Source organism: Thalassobacterium sedimentorum (assembly GCF_031127905.1).
Classification (GTDB): domain Bacteria; phylum Verrucomicrobiota; class Verrucomicrobiia; order Opitutales; family Coraliomargaritaceae; genus Thalassobacterium; species Thalassobacterium sedimentorum.
The window spans coordinates 20,113-36,899 of record NZ_JARXIC010000025.1 but is presented as its reverse complement, the minus strand read 5'-3'; the positions used below and the strand labels follow the sequence as shown (position 1 = coordinate 36,899).

At 51.0% G+C, this 16,787-nt stretch carries 15 protein-coding genes and 2 tRNA genes; 12 read left to right on the top strand and 5 right to left on the bottom strand.

Going from position 1 to position 16,787, the window contains the following annotated elements; genetic code table 11:
* The first annotated feature begins 202 nt into the window (after positions 1-202).
* A complete protein-coding gene (locus QEH59_RS13770; protein WP_308985954.1) occupies positions 203-1,480 on the top strand; it encodes an MFS transporter in 1,278 nt (425 codons plus the stop codon).
* A gap of 11 nt (positions 1,481-1,491) precedes the next feature.
* Here QEH59_RS13770 and QEH59_RS13765 read toward each other — a convergent pair whose 3' ends face one another.
* On the bottom strand, positions 1,492-3,075 hold the full coding sequence (locus QEH59_RS13765) for a sodium:solute symporter (RefSeq protein WP_308985953.1): 1,584 nt from the start codon (positions 3,073-3,075) through the stop codon (positions 1,492-1,494).
* Between the two features lie 134 nt (positions 3,076-3,209).
* Between QEH59_RS13765 and QEH59_RS13760 the strand changes: the two genes are divergently transcribed.
* Entirely contained in the window at positions 3,210-4,274 is a 1,065-nt protein-coding gene (locus tag QEH59_RS13760) for a TolB-like translocation protein (protein WP_308985952.1), read from the top strand.
* Between the two features lie 53 nt (positions 4,275-4,327).
* On the opposite strand, the gene QEH59_RS13755 is transcribed toward QEH59_RS13760, so the two are convergent.
* The 4 genes from QEH59_RS13755 to QEH59_RS13740 form a co-directional block, all read right to left on the bottom strand.
* Entirely contained in the window at positions 4,328-5,995 is a 1,668-nt protein-coding gene (locus tag QEH59_RS13755; protein WP_308985951.1) for a glutamine--tRNA ligase/YqeY domain fusion protein, read from the bottom strand.
* A gap of 167 nt (positions 5,996-6,162) precedes the next feature.
* Positions 6,163-6,693 (bottom strand): transcription termination/antitermination protein NusG, encoded by a 531-nt coding sequence (gene nusG, locus QEH59_RS13750; RefSeq protein WP_308985950.1) that lies wholly within the window; start codon positions 6,691-6,693, stop codon positions 6,163-6,165.
* 124 nt (positions 6,694-6,817) lie between these two features.
* Entirely contained in the window at positions 6,818-8,443 is a 1,626-nt protein-coding gene (locus QEH59_RS13745; RefSeq protein WP_308985949.1) for a DEAD/DEAH box helicase, read from the bottom strand.
* A 181-nt stretch (positions 8,444-8,624) separates the two neighbouring features.
* On the bottom strand, positions 8,625-10,808 hold the full coding sequence (locus QEH59_RS13740) for an ABC transporter substrate-binding protein (protein ID WP_308985948.1): 2,184 nt from the start codon (positions 10,806-10,808) through the stop codon (positions 8,625-8,627).
* Between the two features lie 230 nt (positions 10,809-11,038).
* Here QEH59_RS13740 and trhO point away from each other — a divergent pair, with 230 nt between their 5' ends.
* The 10 genes from trhO to rplL all read left to right on the top strand — a co-directional run bounded on the left by trhO (position 11,039) and on the right by rplL (position 16,734).
* Entirely contained in the window at positions 11,039-11,875 is an 837-nt protein-coding gene (gene trhO, locus QEH59_RS13735) for an oxygen-dependent tRNA uridine(34) hydroxylase TrhO (RefSeq protein ID WP_308985947.1), read from the top strand.
* Positions 11,876-12,121: 246 nt separating this feature from the next.
* A tRNA-Thr gene (locus tag QEH59_RS13730) sits at positions 12,122-12,196 on the top strand.
* A 58-nt stretch (positions 12,197-12,254) separates the two neighbouring features.
* On the top strand, positions 12,255-13,445 hold the full coding sequence (gene tuf, locus QEH59_RS13725; RefSeq protein ID WP_308949775.1) for an elongation factor Tu: 1,191 nt from the start codon (positions 12,255-12,257) through the stop codon (positions 13,443-13,445).
* Between the two features lie 96 nt (positions 13,446-13,541).
* Positions 13,542-13,617: transfer RNA gene (locus tag QEH59_RS13720), tRNA-Trp, on the top strand.
* Between the two features lie 11 nt (positions 13,618-13,628).
* A complete protein-coding gene (secE, locus tag QEH59_RS13715; RefSeq protein ID WP_308985946.1) occupies positions 13,629-13,832 on the top strand; it encodes a preprotein translocase subunit SecE in 204 nt (67 codons plus the stop codon).
* A gap of 76 nt (positions 13,833-13,908) precedes the next feature.
* Positions 13,909-14,487, top strand: a complete 579-nt coding sequence (gene nusG / locus QEH59_RS13710) for a transcription termination/antitermination protein NusG (RefSeq protein ID WP_308985945.1) — start codon at positions 13,909-13,911, stop codon at positions 14,485-14,487.
* Positions 14,488-14,493: 6 nt separating this feature from the next.
* Positions 14,494-14,919: a 50S ribosomal protein L11 gene (gene rplK / locus QEH59_RS13705; RefSeq protein WP_308985944.1), complete on the top strand. Its 426-nt coding sequence runs from the start codon at positions 14,494-14,496 to the stop codon at positions 14,917-14,919.
* 53 nt (positions 14,920-14,972) lie between these two features.
* On the top strand, positions 14,973-15,677 hold the full coding sequence (gene rplA, locus QEH59_RS13700; RefSeq protein WP_308985943.1) for a 50S ribosomal protein L1: 705 nt from the start codon (positions 14,973-14,975) through the stop codon (positions 15,675-15,677).
* A 15-nt stretch (positions 15,678-15,692) separates the two neighbouring features.
* Positions 15,693-16,211 (top strand): 50S ribosomal protein L10, encoded by a 519-nt coding sequence (rplJ, locus tag QEH59_RS13695; RefSeq protein ID WP_308985942.1) that lies wholly within the window; start codon positions 15,693-15,695, stop codon positions 16,209-16,211.
* A 142-nt stretch (positions 16,212-16,353) separates the two neighbouring features.
* Positions 16,354-16,734 carry a 50S ribosomal protein L7/L12 gene (rplL, locus tag QEH59_RS13690; RefSeq protein WP_308985941.1) on the top strand — a complete coding sequence of 127 codons (381 nt, stop codon included), beginning with the start codon at positions 16,354-16,356 and terminating at the stop codon, positions 16,732-16,734.
* Positions 16,735-16,787: the final 53 nt, after the last annotated feature.

The window sequence follows — 16,787 nt, the reverse complement described above, 5'->3', positions numbered from 1 at the left end:
GCTAGTTCGACCAGCTTGATTTCTTTCGGATCCCCATCTGGGTGTTACCACGTCAGCGGTGGTGGCGTAGGCTTGCCAGCACCGCGACGGCCACCGTTTACTGTCGTGATGCCGTGCTTGTGACGGTTTGTTTGTATTAAAATGCTTGCTCGTCACTTGGCGGCTCGATCAAGCTGCGCTGAGTATCTCCAGCCCTTATTCTATGAGTCAACACACAGCTTCTACCCGAAGCCCATGGTCATGGGTGCCCACCGGCTATTTTGCCGAAGGGCTCCCTTATGTCATGATCACCTGGGTGGCCGCGACGATGTTTAAATACCTCGGTCACGATAATACCGACATCACCTTATGGGTGGGGAATATCACCTTAGTGTGGTCGCTTAAGCCGCTGTGGGCCGCATTTCTGGAGATGTTCAAGACCAAGAAATGGATCGTGATGACGATGGAATTTAGTTTGGTCGGCTTGTTGGCGGCATTGGCTTTTTGTCTGCAATTACCGAGTTATTTCACGGTGTCGATTGGTATCCTGTGGCTGATGGCTTTTGCCTCGGCCACGCATGATATCTGTATGGATGGCACCTATTTGACGAGCTTGGATAAAACCTCACAGGCTAAGTTTGTTGGCATTCAGGGCATGTTTTGGAATGTCGGCCGCTTTTTTTCGTCGACCGTGATCTTATTGGTGGCGGCCTATTTCGGACAGGCGGAGCCGTCTTCGTGGACGATTGCATGGATGGTCGCGGCGGCGGTGATGGCGGCGCTGGCGGGATACCATATGTTCTTCTTGCCGGAGGGTGATGAGGCCCAGCGACCGGAGAGTTTTCAACAGGTGTACTCCACTTTTCTGGATGCTTGGGTGGACTTCTTTCGTAAGCCGCAGATTTGGGGGATGCTGACTTTTGTCTTTCTGTTTCGTAGCGGCGAGGGCTTGCTGCTGGGGGTGGGGCATTTATTTTTGCAAGCGCCACTGGCAGAGGGCGGCGTCGGGCTGACCTTGGCGGAGAAGAGTATTATCGATGGCGGCCTAAGCATCATTATGGCACTGGCAGGTGGCTTGTTGGGAGGGCTCTTTATTTCTCGCTATGGTTTGAAAAAGACCCTCTTCACGATGGCGATTTGTTTGAACGTGCCGAATGTGACCTATGTGTATTTGGCTTATGTGGCTGCACCCGATGTGTCGATTTCTTTGGTCACTGTGACTAGTATGGTGGTGATCGAAAAGTTTTTCTATAGCTTCGGATTTGTGGCTAATATGCTCTATATGATGCAGCAGATCAGCCCCGGGAAATACCATATGACACATTATGCTTTCTGCACCGCGTTAATGAATCTGGTGCTTTGGCCGACGATTGCAGTGAGTGGGTATTTGTCGGATACATACGGTTATTTAACCTTCTTTGTCATCGTCATGTTTGCGACGATTCCCTCTTTCTTTGCGGCATGGTATGCGCCTTTCCCGCGCAGCGAGCAAGAAGACTGAGCGCCTTCAAACTACGCAAAACAAATCACCAGCACGCCAGTGGCGATGAGCAAGAGCACGGACCACAGACGGTAGTTTTGCCAGATCGGGAGCTTCTTTAGTTCGAGCGTTTCCTCTTGATAGAATGCGGGCGTCCAGACGAGTGCGATTTGTTCCTCGCTGGCCGCGTCTCCTGTGCGGCTAGTGAACCAGAGCGTGATCACTGAGACCGAGAATAGGATGGGGCCGACGTATAGAAAGTGCAGGTCGGTCAGACCAGTGACTTCGTTGGCCACGAAGAGGAGTGCGCCAGTGGTCGTGCCGCAAAGGACCGCCCTCCATGCGCCCTGGGCATTGGCACCTTTCCAGAAGGCACCGACTAGATAGACCGCACAGATTGGTGGGACAGTGTAGGAGAGCACCATCTGTAAATATTTGAAGAGTGAGGCGAAGTTCTCAATTTGTGGTGCCCAGAGCGCGGCCAGAATCATGAAGACACCAGTGACCCAACGCCCGACCTTCATCAGGCTCGCGCTACTTAATTCAGGGCGTCGCTTGTGCACGAAGTCCATCGTGACCAAGGTCGATGCTGCGTTTAGAGTGGAGTCGATTTGCGACATCAGCGCAGCGATAAAGCCAGCCATGACCAGGCCTAGTAATCCAGTCGGTAAGAGATCAAACATCAGCGTCGGGTAGACGAGGTCTGGGCGTGCCAGATCTGGATAGAGGTGGATCGCCATGGTGCCAGGCAGCACCATAATAAAGAGCACGGGCAATTTAAGCGCCGCAGCCAGTAGCACACCCCAGCGGCCGTGATGGACGCTTTTCGCGCTCAATACCCGTTGGAGCATAAACTGGTTGGCGCACCAAAAGTAGAATCCGAGCAATGGGACACCTGTGATGAGGCCCAGCCATGGGACCCCAGGATCGTCGAGTGGGCGGATGAGACTGAGCCGCGACGGGTCGAGGTCGGCGGTCATTCCGCTCCAGCCTCCGACCTTGTCGAAGGCTACCACTGTAATCACCACGGCCCCGATCAGAAGTAGGACTGTTTGGATGACGTCGGTGTAGATGACGGCAGCCAAACCACCAGCGATGGTGTAGAGGCCCGCTGCGATGGCGAGGATGGCAATGGTCAGCCCCATGTCCAGTTGTGGGAAGACCAGTTGTAGTAATAGGCCACCAGCGAAGAGACTGCCTGCAGTATCCACGATAATGTTGAGGAATAGCGTGAGTGCTGAAAAATAGCTGCGTATGCGTCCGTCGTAGCGGCGTTCTAAGAATTCCGGTAGAGTAAATACCTGAGCGCGTAAGACGAAAGGGAGGATGAAAATCGCGAAAAAAACGAGGACGGCGGAAGCCATCCATTCGTAGTTGAAGACGGAGATGCCCGTGTGGTAGGCGTCGCCCGCCAGTCCGATGAGCGTGGTGGACGAAATATTAGAAGCAAAGAGTGAGATGCCGATCAAGGGCCAGAGCATGCCGCGTCCAGCTAGAAAATAATCTTCAGCGGAGTGGTGTTTTCCTGCTAGGCGCCAGCCGATCCATAATACGATGAGCGCATACAGACCGATCAGTGCCAGATCGAGCGGTGCTAAGCTGTATTCTATGGGCATTGTCCGAGTGTAACATACAATGCAAATCGAATGCGAGTAGGTTGTCTAGCGTGTTTATGCATAGATACAACGGTGCGCATACAGACTACGGCTTGCATGTCAGCTGTTGGTTTCTAGGCTAGTTCATTATTTGAATGAGTGCCCTTAAAATAGATTTCACAGCAGGTTGGTACGAAGCTGCGCCCAGTACAAATGTGCCTGATTTACTTGCGGAGGAAAGTGGACGGCTACGTTTGCTGTCAGCTGACTTGGGGCTGAAGCATGACTTCGGTGCGGTTGGCCCGGTCGAATGCCCGATCGCGTATGACCCAGTACGTGGATTGGCTTTTCGCTATGTTTGTGCTGCGGGCTTTCGCGGGCGTGATTTTAGTCAACTGCGCGCGTTTTCTGTGGCACGGGGAGAATCCTATCCATTGATCGATTTGCCGCTCAATCAATGGGCGCTGTGGATGCTGGAGTGGATTGCTTCGGGGCAGGGGCATGTGGGGCAGTTATTGGGCTTGCATGCCATGGATCGAGCCGCGGATGATCGTGTTGTAATTGAACACCGCTTGTTTAGTTTGAAATTGGGAGCCGATCAATTGCGGTTACGGCCGATCTGTCGAGATGCTTATAAGCCGTTGGCGTTTAGTCGACGGCGGGGCGAATTTATCTTTTCAGGGGCGGAGGGGATTTACCTCCTTGGCTTGAAAGGCGAGCGTAAGTTGAGTTTGCCCTCTGTTGAGGATGTCGGTGGAGAGGGGGCTGCCTTCAGCCCATCAGGCGACGCCCAGGTGGTGATCGGCGGAGACGGTTTACACCTCTGGGATTTAGAGCGTAATTTGTGTCGTCGCCTGACGCGTAACGGTCGTTATCCAGTTTGGGCACCCGATGGTCAGGGGATTTGGTACCGTGAGAGTAGTGCAGATCTACACTATTATGATTTGGCGAAAGATGAGACTCAGAGAATTCTTGCGTTACCGAAGCAGCGGCATCCGGAATTTTGGCATGCGCGTCCTGTTTGTCTCTCGCGCAATGGTTGTTATTTAGCACTCTCAATCACCGAGAAAGTGTTGCGCGGAGTCAGTCTGAAGGGCAGCGCAACAGGAGCACGCGAACGTGTTTATGTGCACGACCATCAGCTAGTGGTGTTGGATGTGAAGCAACAGGTTTATTGGGGCCGCGAGGGCTATGCGAGCCAGCTTCACTGGGCGGATTGAATCACTCATCCTGCCCCAGTCAGCTGGGCAAGATGAGTGAGCAGTGCATGGTGCTACGATTTTTTAGCCCATGAGTCGCGCAGTGCCACTGTGCGATTGAATACGAGAGCGCCTGGTTGACTGAGTTTGTTGTCGAGGCAGAAGTAGCCGATGCGCTCGAATTGACAGGTTTCGCCTACTGGTAATGCGGCCAGACTTGGTTCGCAGAGTGCCGTCGTCTCGGAGAGGGAGTGTGGGTTCACAAATTCAGTGAAGGCACGTTCTTTATCGGCTTCTGGTTTTTCTACGGAGAAGAGGCGATCGAAGAGGCGCACCTTGGCTTTGACTGCGTGCTCGGCACTGACCCAGTGAATGACGCCCTTTACTTTACGGTCTTCAGGGTTCTTGTTGAGCGTGTCGAGGTCGACGCTGCAGAGCAGTTTTTGAATATTGCCGGCTGCATCCTTAATGCAGTCTTCGCATTTTATGATGTAGGCGCCGCGCAGGCGTACTTCGCCACCTTTTTTCAAGCGGAAGAACTTCTTGTTGGCGACTTCCTTGAAATCGTCTTGTTCGATATAGATACGCTTTGCAAAGGGGATCTTGCGCGTGCCTGCGTTTTCATCTTCTGGATTATTGATCCCTTCGACTTCCAATACCTTCCCATCCGGCCAGTTCGTCAGTTCAATTTCCAGAGGATCGATGACGGCCATACGCCGGCAAGCGCTACGGTTTAATTCCTGACGCACCGCGTGTTCCAGCAGGGCGACATCGCTGGTTGAAGGTGTCTTGGTGATGCCGACTGTCTGGCAGAAACTACGGATTGCAGCGGCGGGATAGCCCCGGCGGCGCATTCCTCGAAGTGTGGGCATGCGTGGATCATCCCAGCTTTCGACATGGCCCTCTTCGACTAGGGTGCGCAACTTACGCTTACTGACCACAGTGTAGGTCAAATTGAGGCGGGCAAATTCAGTTTGTTTGGATGGAAAGATGCCGAGTTTGTCAATGAACCACTCGTAGAGCGGGCGATGATCTTCGAATTCAAGTGAGCAGAGTGAGTGGGTGACTTTTTCTAGGGAATCGCTTTGTCCATGGGTAAAGTCATAGCTGGGATAGATGGGCCAAGCATCGCCGACCCGATGGTGATGCATGCGCTTGATCCGGTACATCACGGGATCGCGCATATTCATGTTCGGATGCGCCATGTCGATTTTGGCGCGCAGTACTTTGCTACCATCTTCGAATTCGCCCGCACGCATGCGTTTGAATAGGTCGAGACTCTCCTCGATCGGGCGCTCACGGTAGGGGCTCGGCTTGCCCGGTTCCGTAATCGAGCCACGGTAGGCTTTCATTTCTTCGAAGCTGAGTTCATCCACAAAGGCGTCACCGGATTCGATGAGTTGGCATGCCCATTGGAACAGTTGCTCAAAATAATCACTGGCAAAGCACATATTGGCCCAGTCATAGCCTAGCCATTTGATGTCCTCCTGAATGGCTTGTACAAATTCATCGCTTTCTTTTTCTGGATTTGTATCGTCGAAGCGGAGGTTGCAAAGGCCGCCGAATTCCTTGGCGATCTCAAAATTGAGGCAAAGTGCTTTTGCGTGGCCGATTTGCAGGTAGCCATTTGGTTCGGGTGGAAAACGCGTCTGGACGCGGCCATCGTGTTTACCAGCGGCTACGTCAGCAGCTACCATTTGGCGGATAAAATCAGTTGGAGTCTCTGTAGTGTCGTCGGACATAAGCGTGCTAGACAAACGCAGCGTATTGCTCTGCGCCAGTCAAAAAGTAGTGGAATCATTGCATATCTTTGACTGCAGCGTCTGAGGTCGGAGAGTGGTTGGCTGTGGCTTAAGCCTACGCTTTTGCAGCTGTTCGGGGGGATCCATTTACATGGACTGTGAACTGCTTAGTCTTTGTCGCGCGCAAGCAGTATGTCCTCGGGCTTGACCTCGACGGTAATTTCACGTCCTAAGAATTCGAGTAATACCTGAATGCGGTTCTGGGCTGGCAGCTGTGCAATTACTTGACCGTTTAGCCCTTTGAGTGAGCCGGTAATGACTTCGATTTCTGCGCCCGGTTCGATGCTCAAGTCAGGAGCCTCGATGATACCTGCTGGCAGACTTGCTTGCAGGTTCTGAATGATATGTTCAGGTATGACTCTGCGTTCGCCGAGCTCGACCATACGCGTGATACCCTGGCTATGAATCACTTGACGTGAGTGCGTCAGATAGTGAAATTTCGCGAAGATATAACCCGGAAACATGGCTTCGATAAAGCGCTTTTTCCCCTTACGTGTTTTTTTTATTTGGCTGACGCGAGGGCAAAAAACATCCACTTCCTCAACGCGATCCAGAATGGCTGCAGCAATGTGCTCACGTTTGGTTTGAGTACGTAAGCAGAACCATTCTTTCTGGGACGTTGAGGTATTCTGGAGCATAGAATGACAGAAAACTTAAAAGTAGGCCACGATAGACGGAATTCAACGGTAAAAACGATCGGACTGAGTGTCGTCGACGGTATTTTTACGATATGTGGCCGCACTATTGTTGGATGTATTGACTTTAATCCGGGCGTTTGAAGCGGCGGGCGGGCTTTTTGTCGCCTGCAGGCTTGCTGGCTGAATAGCTGCCAGTGTGGGCGCCGCCTTCTGATTTTTTGAACTTTCCACCAGCGATTTTGCTTTTGGTTTTAAAGGGCTGCTTGTGCTTGCCGCCTTCGTTCCATTTTTTATCGCCGCCATCGTTGCTGCGCTTTTGGTAGCTGCCTCCGCCGTGTTTCTTTTTGTAGCCGCCCTTGTAGCCACCGCTACGTTTGCCGCCACCGCCGCCTTTGCCTCCCTTGCGTGGTGGGTTGGGGTCGAATGCTTCATTGTCTTCGGCGATTTTTTCGCCTTCACGACCTTCATCGTTACCGAGCAGATCGAAGAGTGCGCTGGCGATGTCTGTGGGGGTGTGACCTGCATCTAGTAAGCGATCGACTAGGTCATCATGTCGCTTGAACTTGCCTTCTTCAAGGGTGCTGCGGACTTGATTGAAGACTTTATCGGCTTTGCGGCCTTCGACGTCTTCCAGGCTAGGGATTGGCATACGGCGCACGACTTGGCGTGTGTAGCGTTCAATTGCTTCCAAGCGGTAGATGTCGCGCCCATACACGAATGTGACTGACTTGCCCGAGCGCCCTGCGCGACCGGTGCGGCCGATGCGGTGCACGTAGTCTTCCGGGTCATGGGGGAGGTCGTAGTTGAAAACAATATCAACGTCGTCGATGTCCAGTCCACGCGCTGCCACGTCTGTTGCGACGAGTAGTTCGACGGAGCCGTCTTTGAAGCGTTTGATCACACGCTCGCGGTTGGCTTGCGTGATGTCGCCATGGATGCGATCGGCGACATAGCCACGTGCGCTCAATGCTTCAGTCGCGTCTTCTACCATTTGCTTGGTATTGCAGAATACGATGCCGCGTGGGTTTGTTTCCAGGTCGAGCAGGCGGCACAGCACCTCGATCTTTGAGCGATTGCGCACTTCGTAGTAGGTCTGTTCGATGGTGTCGACTGTCAGCGACTTGCGCTCGATTGAGATTTGCTTGGCTTGGTGGCTGAAAGTTTTAATCAAACCTTCGACGGCACGATTCATTGTCGCGGAAAAGAAGAGCGTCTGGCGATCTTCCGGCATGTCGCCGAGGATGATTTCCATGTCTTCGCGGAAGCCCATGTCGAGCATGCGGTCCGCTTCATCGAGGATGCAGAGGCGAATGTTGTCGGTGCGGAGGGTCTTGCGACGTAGGTGGTCCATCACGCGACCTGGTGTGCCGACGACGATGTGCGCTCCTTTACGGAGTGCGCGCATTTGGCGGTCGAGTGGTGCGCCGCCATAAACTGGAACGGCGACCAGGCCCTTGAGTGCTGAGGCGAGACGGTGGATCTCTTCGCAGACTTGCACTGCGAGTTCACGCGTGGGGCAAAGTACTAGTACTTGCGTCTCGTCGCGGTTGATGTCGATCAAGTTCAGCGCGGGCAGGCCGAATGCGGCGGTTTTTCCTGAACCAGTTTGTGAGAGTCCGACGATGTCGTGGCCTTCCATCGCAACTGGGATGGTTTGTGCTTGAATAGGAGAGGGCGATTCAAAGCCGAGGCGTTGAATGCCTTCGATGAGTTCAGCGCGTAGGCCGAGGTCCGTAAATTTTGTGTCCATAATATCTGTAAATATGCCCGTTGACCGGATATTTACCGATACTTGAGCGCGTTTTGGAATTTGCCATTTCTTTTCGGCCTTCCATTTAGTGAGGCGCAGGGCTTTGACAGGTCAGTGACAGATGACAAGGATTAAAAGGGAAAGTCCACTTGTTCGGTGTTCTTTTATTCGCTGCAGTCTGTTAGTTGGCTATTCGCGCGGACTGGTGTGGCGTTTGATTTACATCGGGGATGTGCGCCGTTTGGAGCTTGGGAATGTGCGGGGCCCGGGGGAGTTGTAGGGTGAAGGTGCTTCCGCGCCCCAATTCGCTTTCTGCGCTGAGGCTGCCGCCGATCAATGATGAGAGTTTTTTGGTCAGAGTGAGGCCGAGCCCGGTACCGCCGAAATTTTGGTTGATTTCGCTGTCGGCTTGCACGAAAGGTTCAAAGACTTGTTCTAGGGTTGTGGGGCTCATCCCGATCCCCGTGTCGCTCACTTGCAGGCTGAGTTCCGATTCGTTGTCTTCTTTTAGGGTGACTGTAATGCCGCCTGCTAAAGTAAACTTGCGTGCGTTGTTGATTAAGTTGCTGAGGATTTGTTGAAGACAACGGGGGGCGCTGACAATGACTGTTTGGCGTGCTTGGATGATCAGCTCACATTTCAGGCCTTGTTTGGCGATGATTTGACTGAAGAGTTTAATGGCCTTCTCACAGATGTTGATCAGGTCGACAGACTGCCAGTTAACTGCCATCTTGCCTGCGTCGATTTTTGCGCTATCTAATAAGTCGTTCAGTATTTCCAGCAAGCCTTCGGCCCCATCGAGTATAACTTTGGCCATTTTTTTGGTTTCCGGGTCCTGCAGGTCGGAGTAAAGCAGCTGGGTGAAGCCCATGATGGCATTCAAGGGGTTGCGTATTTCATGGCTGGTACGGGCGAGTAATTGATCCTTGGCTTCGCTGGCGTTGCGTGCCTGAGAGCATTCTTCTTTTAAGCGGGCCCGCTCTTGTTCCTCTTTGCTGACGTCAAAGGCGATGGAGTGGAATTCTATCGTTCGACCGTCGGGGCTACGCCTGGATACATTGTGCCATCTGCATGTGATAATGCGCCCATCTTTTGTTAGATTGTCGTTGATCTGTGTGAGTGATGACTCCTGATGTAGACGAGTTCTACCCTCGGTGACTTTCGACTGTGCACTTTCGGGGACGAGGAAATGGGTGGCTGCTTTACCAATCACTTCCGGGGCGCTCCAACCAAATAGTTTTTCGGCCGCATGGTTCCATTCGCAAATACGTAATTCGTTGTCCCAGACTATAAATGCCATCGGTGCATTTTGAAATAAATTTCGATATTCGGCTTCGCGTTGCCGCAGTGTTTGATCGCCCAGTTTGCGTTGTGTGATTTCTGCCTGTAATTGCCGCCTCAGTTTGATTTGATGATAGGTAAATGCTGCAAGTACTAGTAGGGCTAGCAGGCACAGGGACAGCATCTGTAGGAAGGGCGCGAGTGGAAAGCTATACTGATTCTGGTAGAGCATCTCGTGGATGTCGAATGTCTGCGCTAACAGGCCTTCTTCCTGTAAAATATCTGCGATGTGCTCCCAGCGACGGGGGTTCATATGCCCGAGTTCCACTAGATCGGGGCGAATGAGAGCATGCGTTTTTTCAGCTTCGAAGGTGAGCTCTGCCTTGGATTTGCGTTGGGTGTATTTGCTGACAATGAAGTCAATGATCTCCTCGGGATGGTCCAGTGCATAGTTCCAACCGCGCAGACTCGCTTTTCGAAAAGCCTCGACCTGCTGGGGGTGTTTGCGTATTCGACTTTCAGTTGTGAATAAGCAGTCCCCGTAAAAGTCGATTCCTACTGATTGAGGGCTGAAAATGAGTGGTTGATAGCCAGCTTGGCTCAGTGCATAGGGTTCGTTGGTGACATATCCAGCGAGTGCCTTGATCTTGCCTTCGGTCAGTTGTTGCCAGGCTGTTGCGTGTTGTGCGTAATTGACACTTTCGAATGGAACCTTGGCCTGTTTTAACAGGGAGATTAAATCTGCGCTGCTGTTCTGGATCATTATCTTTTGATCCACCAAATCTTGGATCGTGGAGACGTCAGCTTCCCGCATAGATATAAGTGCGTGCGGTGAATGCTGAAAAATGGCCGCGAGTGCCACTACTGGCGCTCCTTGTGAGCGGAATTGAACCAGTTCTGAGGTGGCGATGCCGTAGTTTGCATCGCCATCCACTACGGCCTGCACGGCTCCTTTGTTTGCTTGTGCTTCAACCACGTGTACGTCTAAGCCTGCCTCGCTGTAGTAACCTTTTTCAATGGCTGCATAATAGCCTGCGAATTGAAATTGATGTGACCATTTTAGCTGGAGAGTGATTGTCTCCATGCCAGAGGCTATGCTTGCAGTTGAGCAGGCAAGTAGTCGTACGGCTGTGAAGAGGCAGGTGAGCTTCATTTTCTAGCTGCGAGTCTGTCCTAGTGTCTTTGGAAGTAAAGATGTAAGTGTTATACCTTATTTTGGCCACTGCAGCACGTGATCGTTGATAAGTGGGGAAATTTTTCGCACTTTGAATTACACCCTTGATTTGTGGCTGGATCAGATACTATGCCAAGGAAATGCCCGATTCATGGAAAATTGCCGCTTTCTATCATTTTACAGATCTGCCCGACCGCGATGAGTGGGCCGAGCGCATGGTTGATCATGGGCTTAAGGTCGGTCTCCGTGGGACACTTATTTTTGCTCCCGAAGGGGTGAACTCCACATGCGCCGGTTCGCATGAGGCGATTGATGCGACGATTGCCCTGCTTAAGTTCGATCCACGCTTCGAGGCTATGGAGGTCAAGTATTCCTACGCAGATTTTAATCCATTTCCAAAATTTAAGGTAAAGAAGAAGCCGGAAATCGTGACCTTCCGGCAGGAGGGGGCTGATCCTCGTGAAGACGTGGGCACTTACCTGGACCCTGAAGAATGGAACGATTTGATCGCGGATCCGGAGGTGATCACCATTGATACGCGCAATGACTACGAGGTTGAAGTGGGGCACTTTAAGGGGGCGATTAACCCTAAAACTGAAGATTTTACCGAATTTGCTAAATTTGTGGATGAGCATCTGGTTGCGCAGAAGGAGAAAAAGATCGCCATGTATTGCACCGGCGGCATCCGATGTGAGCGGTCGACTGCTTATTTAAAGAAGAAGGGCTTTGAGCAGGTATACCATTTAAAAGGAGGGATTTTGCGTTATTTAGAGGAGGTGCCGCAGGATCAAAGCCTTTGGGAGGGGGACTGCTTTGTGTTTGATTATCGTGTGGCTGTTGACCATGAGTTGAAGCCAGCTAAGTGGAAAATTGACCCTGAGACGAGTCAGCCAAAGCGGATGTCGGATGACGAAATCGAGAAGATCGCTGAGCGACGTCGTAGTGGAGCTATTTTTAAGAAGCCATATACAGTATAAGGCGCTGAGTGGGGCGCCCTGTCATTTTGCAGATTTAGACATGTGCTTTAGCGGGGAAGGGGGAGGTGTAGAGCTTAATCTGCGCCTCTAGCCCGCACCAATAGTGAATTTATAGGCAAGTACATTTTTTTGAAATAAGTGTTGACTGGGTAGGGGGCTGGAGGCACTTTCGCGGGCTTTCCAAAATTCAACCCTCATGTGGTTGGATCACCGGCTCTTTACATTCTATATCATCATTTGCGATGTGCCCTTGTAGCTCAGTGGTAGAGCGCATCCTTGGTAAGGATGAGGTCGGCGGTTCGATCCCGCTCGAGGGCTCCATCTTGGAATTAACGAACAACTCAACTAAACAATCTCTCAACACTAAATAACATTAATCATGGCTAAGGAAACATTCGAAAGAACAAAACCACACGTCAATGTCGGCACAATCGGTCACATTGACCATGGCAAGACAACTACAACTACTGCGATCCTTAAGGTTCAAGCAGACAAGGGCCTTGCTCAGTTCAAGTCTTATGCGGATATCGCTAAGGGTGGCACAGTTCGTGACGCGACTAAGACTGTGACGATTGCTGTGGCGCACGTCGAGTATGAGACTCCTACCCGTCACTATGCACACGTTGACTGCCCAGGTCACGCTGACTTCGTTAAGAACATGATTACTGGTGCTGCTCAAATGGACGGCGCAATTCTTGTTGTTTCTGCTGCGGATGGCCCTATGCCACAAACTCGTGAGCACATCCTTTTGGCGCGTCAGGTCGGTGTGCCTACCATCGTTGTTTGGTTGAACAAGGTGGACCTTCTTGATGACGAGGAGCTGCTAGAGCTTGTTGAGATGGAAGTTCGTGACCTTCTTTCCAAGTATGAGTACCCTGGCGATGATATCACTATCGTTCGTGGTTCTGCAACAGCTGCTCTTGAAGACAAGCCAGGTGGTGCAGATGCAATCACTGCGCTTATGGATGCAATCGATAATGACATCGCAGAGCCTGCTCGTGAAATCGACAAGCCTCTCTTGATGTCTGTTGAAGACGTTTTCTCTATCACAGGTCGTGGCACAGTAGCAACTGGCCGTATCGAGCGTGGTGTTGTTAAGGTTGGCGAAGAAATCGAAATCGTCGGTATGGGCGACACACAGAAGACAACTGTTACTGGTGTTGAAATGTTCCGTAAGCAACTCGATCAAGGTATGGCCGGCGACAATGTTGGTATCCTTCTTCGTGGTATCGATAAGGACGCTATCGAGCGTGGCCAAGTTATTGCTAAGCCTGGTTCGATCACTCCTCACACAACTGCTAAGGCTGAGCTTTACGTCCTTTCTAAGGATGAAGGTGGCCGTCACACTCCTTTCTTCGATGGCTACCGTCCACAGTTCTTCTTCGGAACAGCTGACGTGACAGGTATCATTAAGTGCCCAGAGGGTGTTGAAATGGTCATGCCTGGTGATAACCTTACTGTTGAGATCGAGCTCGGTAAGAAGATCGCTATGGAAGCTGGTCAACGTTTCGCGATCCGCGAAGGTGGCCGCACGATCGGTGCCGGTCGTATTGCCGAAGTGATCAAGTAGATCGTTTCGACTTTTTAGATTCCAGTTTTTGCCGAGGGCTCTACATGGGTCCTCGGCTTCACTGTTATTTTATAGAATATTGCCCAAGACATTTACAGGAGAGTAGTTCAATTGGTAGAGCAACGGTCTCCAAAACCGTAAGTTGGGGGTTCGAGTCCCTCCTCTCCTGCCATTTTTAATTCCATGAAAAATCCATTCACTAGCATACGTCTCTTTTATAAGGAGACTTTGACTGAGCTAAAGAAAGCCTCATGGCCTTCTAAGGTAGAGCTGCGTGATTCAACAATTGTTGTTCTTCTCGCCACAGTTATCCTTGGCTTCTACGTCGCGCTGATCGACTTCTCGTTAATGAATGGTGTCGAATTGCTGACTTCCTGGGTTCGCTAGGATCGCAGCTGTCGATTGACACTTTATAGTATTTCTGCCGCTCGTCGGCTTCATCTTTTTCGTCTTAGACTCCACAATGTCAGATTCCTCTTCCATCACAGGCCCTCGTTGGTATGCCGTTCAAACTCTTTCCAATCAAGAGGGGAAGGCCAAGAAGTACCTCGATAAGTTTATTGCTGTCGAAGAGATGGAAGACTACGTCTTTGACGTGCTGATGCCCACTGAAACAGTGACTGAGGTCAAGAGTGGCAAGAAAAGCACCAAGACGCGTAAATTTTATCCAGGTTATATCTTCGTCAATATGTGTCTCTACGACGACGATGGTAAATTGCTACAAAAGCCATGGTACTTTGTCCGTGAAGCACATGGTGTTATTAATTTTGTAGGCGGCGATCGCCCAACTCCGTTGAAGAAGAGTGAAATCGATCGCATTATTAACCAGGTTGAAGAGGCCGAAGGTAAGGAAAAGCCGAAGATCGAATACGAGATCGGCGAAATGGTCAAAGTCAACGATGGTCCCTTCGCGAACCTTGTTGGCAAAATTGAGGAAATCGACCCAGACCGGGGCAAGCTCAAGGTTTCCGTATCTATTTTCGGGCGTTTCACGCCTGTTGAACTTGAATACTGGCAAGTCCAGAGAACAGAAGAAAGCTAATCCGACATGTCTAAGAAAATCACAGGACAAATCCGTCTCCAACTGCCAGCAGGCGCCGCAAATCCAGCTCCTCCCGTTGGACCCGCTCTTGGTGCTCAAGGTGTTAACATCATGGGGTTCTGTAAGGAATTCAATGCCAAGACTAAGGATCAAGCGGGCATGATTTTGCCTTGCGTGATTACTGTCTATGCAGACCGTTCTTTCAGTTTCATTCTTAAGTCACCACCTGCTGCTGTGCTACTTAAGAAAGCCGCGGGGATTGCGAAAGGCTCGGGCGTGCCCAATAAAGATAAGGTTGGCACTGTCACGCGTAAGCAAATTCTCGAAATCTGTGAGATCAAGAAAGCTGACTTGAACGCGAAAAATGAAGACGCTGCTTTCAGCATCATCGCCGGCACCGCGCGCTCCATGGGGCTCGAGATTGCTGATTAATTTTATACGGCAGCCGGTCTGGCTGTCGCTTTAACCACAATAGAGATATAACAATGGCAACCCAGCAAATTAAGGGAAGCAAACGCTATCGTTCTTCAGTCGAAATGGCTGATTTGACGAAGACTTACTCGGTCGAAGAAGCGTCTGCGTTACTGAACAAACTACCTAAGGCGAAGTTCGACGAAACAGTCGAAGTTTACGCTCACCTCGCAGTCGATCCTCGTAAGAGCGATCAGATGGTGCGTGGCACTTTACAACTACCGCATGGTAGTGGTAAAACAGTGCGCGTCATCGTCTTTACAGAGAACCCCGAAGAAGCGCTCGCGGCTGGAGCCGACGAAGCAGGTCTCGATGAACTCATCGAGAAAGTTACCGGTGGTTGGACTGATTTTGACGTTGCGATTTCTACTACAAGCGCAATGAAAAGCGTGCGTAAGGTCGCACGTGTGTTGGGCCCCCGTGGTCTGATGCCAAATCCTAAGTCAGGTACTGTGACTGACGATATCGCTGAAGGTATTAAGCAGGTTAAAGCAGGTCGTGTCGAATTTAAGATGGACAAAACTGCAAATGTCGCGGTTGTCGTTGGCAAGCGTTCCTTCACTCCTGAGCAAATCGCTGAAAATGCGGATGCTGCCGTTAAGGCACTGATCGAAGCGCGTCCTAAAGCAAGCACTGGCAAATACATTAAGAGCCTCACTTTGAGTGCTACGATGAGCCCCGGACTCGCTGTTGACGTCGTCGAATACAACAAAGCTTAAGAAGGGACATATAACATGAGACCAGAAAAACAATATCTCGTTGAAGAGGTGAACAATCACCTCAACAAGTCCGATTACGTATATCTCACTAACTACGAGCGCATCACCGTGGAAGAGATCGCGGATTTGCGTGCCCAGCTTGCTGAGCACGATGCAGAATTCCACGTGGTCAAGAACAGCATTTTTGGTGTCGCAGCTGCGGCCAAGGATCTTCCTGACTTGAGTGAGCACTTGAGCGGTCAAACTGCAATCATCGTCGGTGGCGACAATCCATCGGGTGTGGCAAAGATCATTGGCGAGTTCTTTAAGAAGAAGGACAAGGTTGAGATGAAAGCCGGCATCCTGAACGAGCGTGCTTTGACTAAGGAAGAAATCGAAGCCCTCGCAAAACTGCCAGGTTTGGAAGTGCTCCGTGCACAACTCCTCGGCCTGCTCACTCAGCCTGCGACTGGATTCGTCCGCGTCATCAACGCTGTGCCACAAGGCCTTGTCAATGTTCTGCAAGCGAAGGTTCGCAAAGAGAACGGCGAATAATCATTATCAACAATATTTTGGGCCGTCACTTTTATCGGTGGCGGCCTAATTCACAACACAACCATATAAAAATTAGGTTAGAGGGCTCGACCCTTTAAATACTCCGACTCTCGGGGTGCTAACCATTGAAAGGTAAAACATCATGGCAGATATCACAAAAGAACAAGTCGTCGAATGGCTCTCCGCACAAACAGTGCTCGAAGTAGCTGATCTGGTTAAAGAACTCGAAGAGAAGTGGGGCGTAAGCGCTGCGGCTCCTGTAGCTGTTGCTGCAGCTGGACCTGCTGCTGCTGCTGAAGCAGTAGAAGAGAAGGATGAGTTTGACGTTATCCTTAAGGCTGCTGGCTCTAACAAGATCGCTTCCATTAAGGAAGTTCGTGCAATCACAGGTCTCGGCCTGAAGGAAGCTAAGGATCTTGTCGAAGGTGCACCAAAACCTGTTAAGGAAGGTTGCTCCAAGGACGAAGCTGAAGAGATCAAGAAAAAGCTCGAAGCTGCCGGCGCTGAAGTCGAATTGAAGTAATCTTGGGAACTCCCTGTTATATTCAATAGTTATAAAAATTTCACAGTTAGGTG

Excerpts from the sequence above, each read along its gene's own strand:
- QEH59_RS13765 (WP_308985953.1), bottom strand. The coding sequence starts at position 3,075 with ATGCCCATAGAATACAGCTTAGCACCGCTCGATCTGGCACTGATCGGT.
- QEH59_RS13755 (WP_308985951.1), bottom strand. The coding sequence starts at position 5,995 with ATGTCCGACGACACTACAGAGACTCCAACTGATTTTATCCGCCAAATG.
- QEH59_RS13760 (WP_308985952.1), top strand. The coding sequence starts at position 3,210 with ATGAGTGCCCTTAAAATAGATTTCACAGCAGGTTGGTACGAAGCTGCG.
- QEH59_RS13740 (WP_308985948.1), bottom strand. The coding sequence starts at position 10,808 with ATGGAGACAATCACTCTCCAGCTAAAATGGTCACATCAATTTCAATTC.
- rplL (WP_308985941.1), top strand. The coding sequence starts at position 16,354 with ATGGCAGATATCACAAAAGAACAAGTCGTCGAATGGCTCTCCGCACAA.
- rplJ (WP_308985942.1), top strand. The coding sequence starts at position 15,693 with ATGAGACCAGAAAAACAATATCTCGTTGAAGAGGTGAACAATCACCTC.
- rplA (WP_308985943.1), top strand. The coding sequence starts at position 14,973 with ATGGCAACCCAGCAAATTAAGGGAAGCAAACGCTATCGTTCTTCAGTC.
- tuf (WP_308949775.1), top strand. The coding sequence starts at position 12,255 with ATGGCTAAGGAAACATTCGAAAGAACAAAACCACACGTCAATGTCGGC.
- secE (WP_308985946.1), top strand. The coding sequence starts at position 13,629 with ATGAAAAATCCATTCACTAGCATACGTCTCTTTTATAAGGAGACTTTG.
- rplK (WP_308985944.1), top strand. The coding sequence starts at position 14,494 with ATGTCTAAGAAAATCACAGGACAAATCCGTCTCCAACTGCCAGCAGGC.
- nusG (WP_308985945.1), top strand. The coding sequence starts at position 13,909 with ATGTCAGATTCCTCTTCCATCACAGGCCCTCGTTGGTATGCCGTTCAA.
- QEH59_RS13770 (WP_308985954.1), top strand. The coding sequence starts at position 203 with ATGAGTCAACACACAGCTTCTACCCGAAGCCCATGGTCATGGGTGCCC.
- QEH59_RS13745 (WP_308985949.1), bottom strand. The coding sequence starts at position 8,443 with ATGGACACAAAATTTACGGACCTCGGCCTACGCGCTGAACTCATCGAA.
- nusG (WP_308985950.1), bottom strand. The coding sequence starts at position 6,693 with ATGCTCCAGAATACCTCAACGTCCCAGAAAGAATGGTTCTGCTTACGT.
- trhO (WP_308985947.1), top strand. The coding sequence starts at position 11,039 with ATGCCCGATTCATGGAAAATTGCCGCTTTCTATCATTTTACAGATCTG.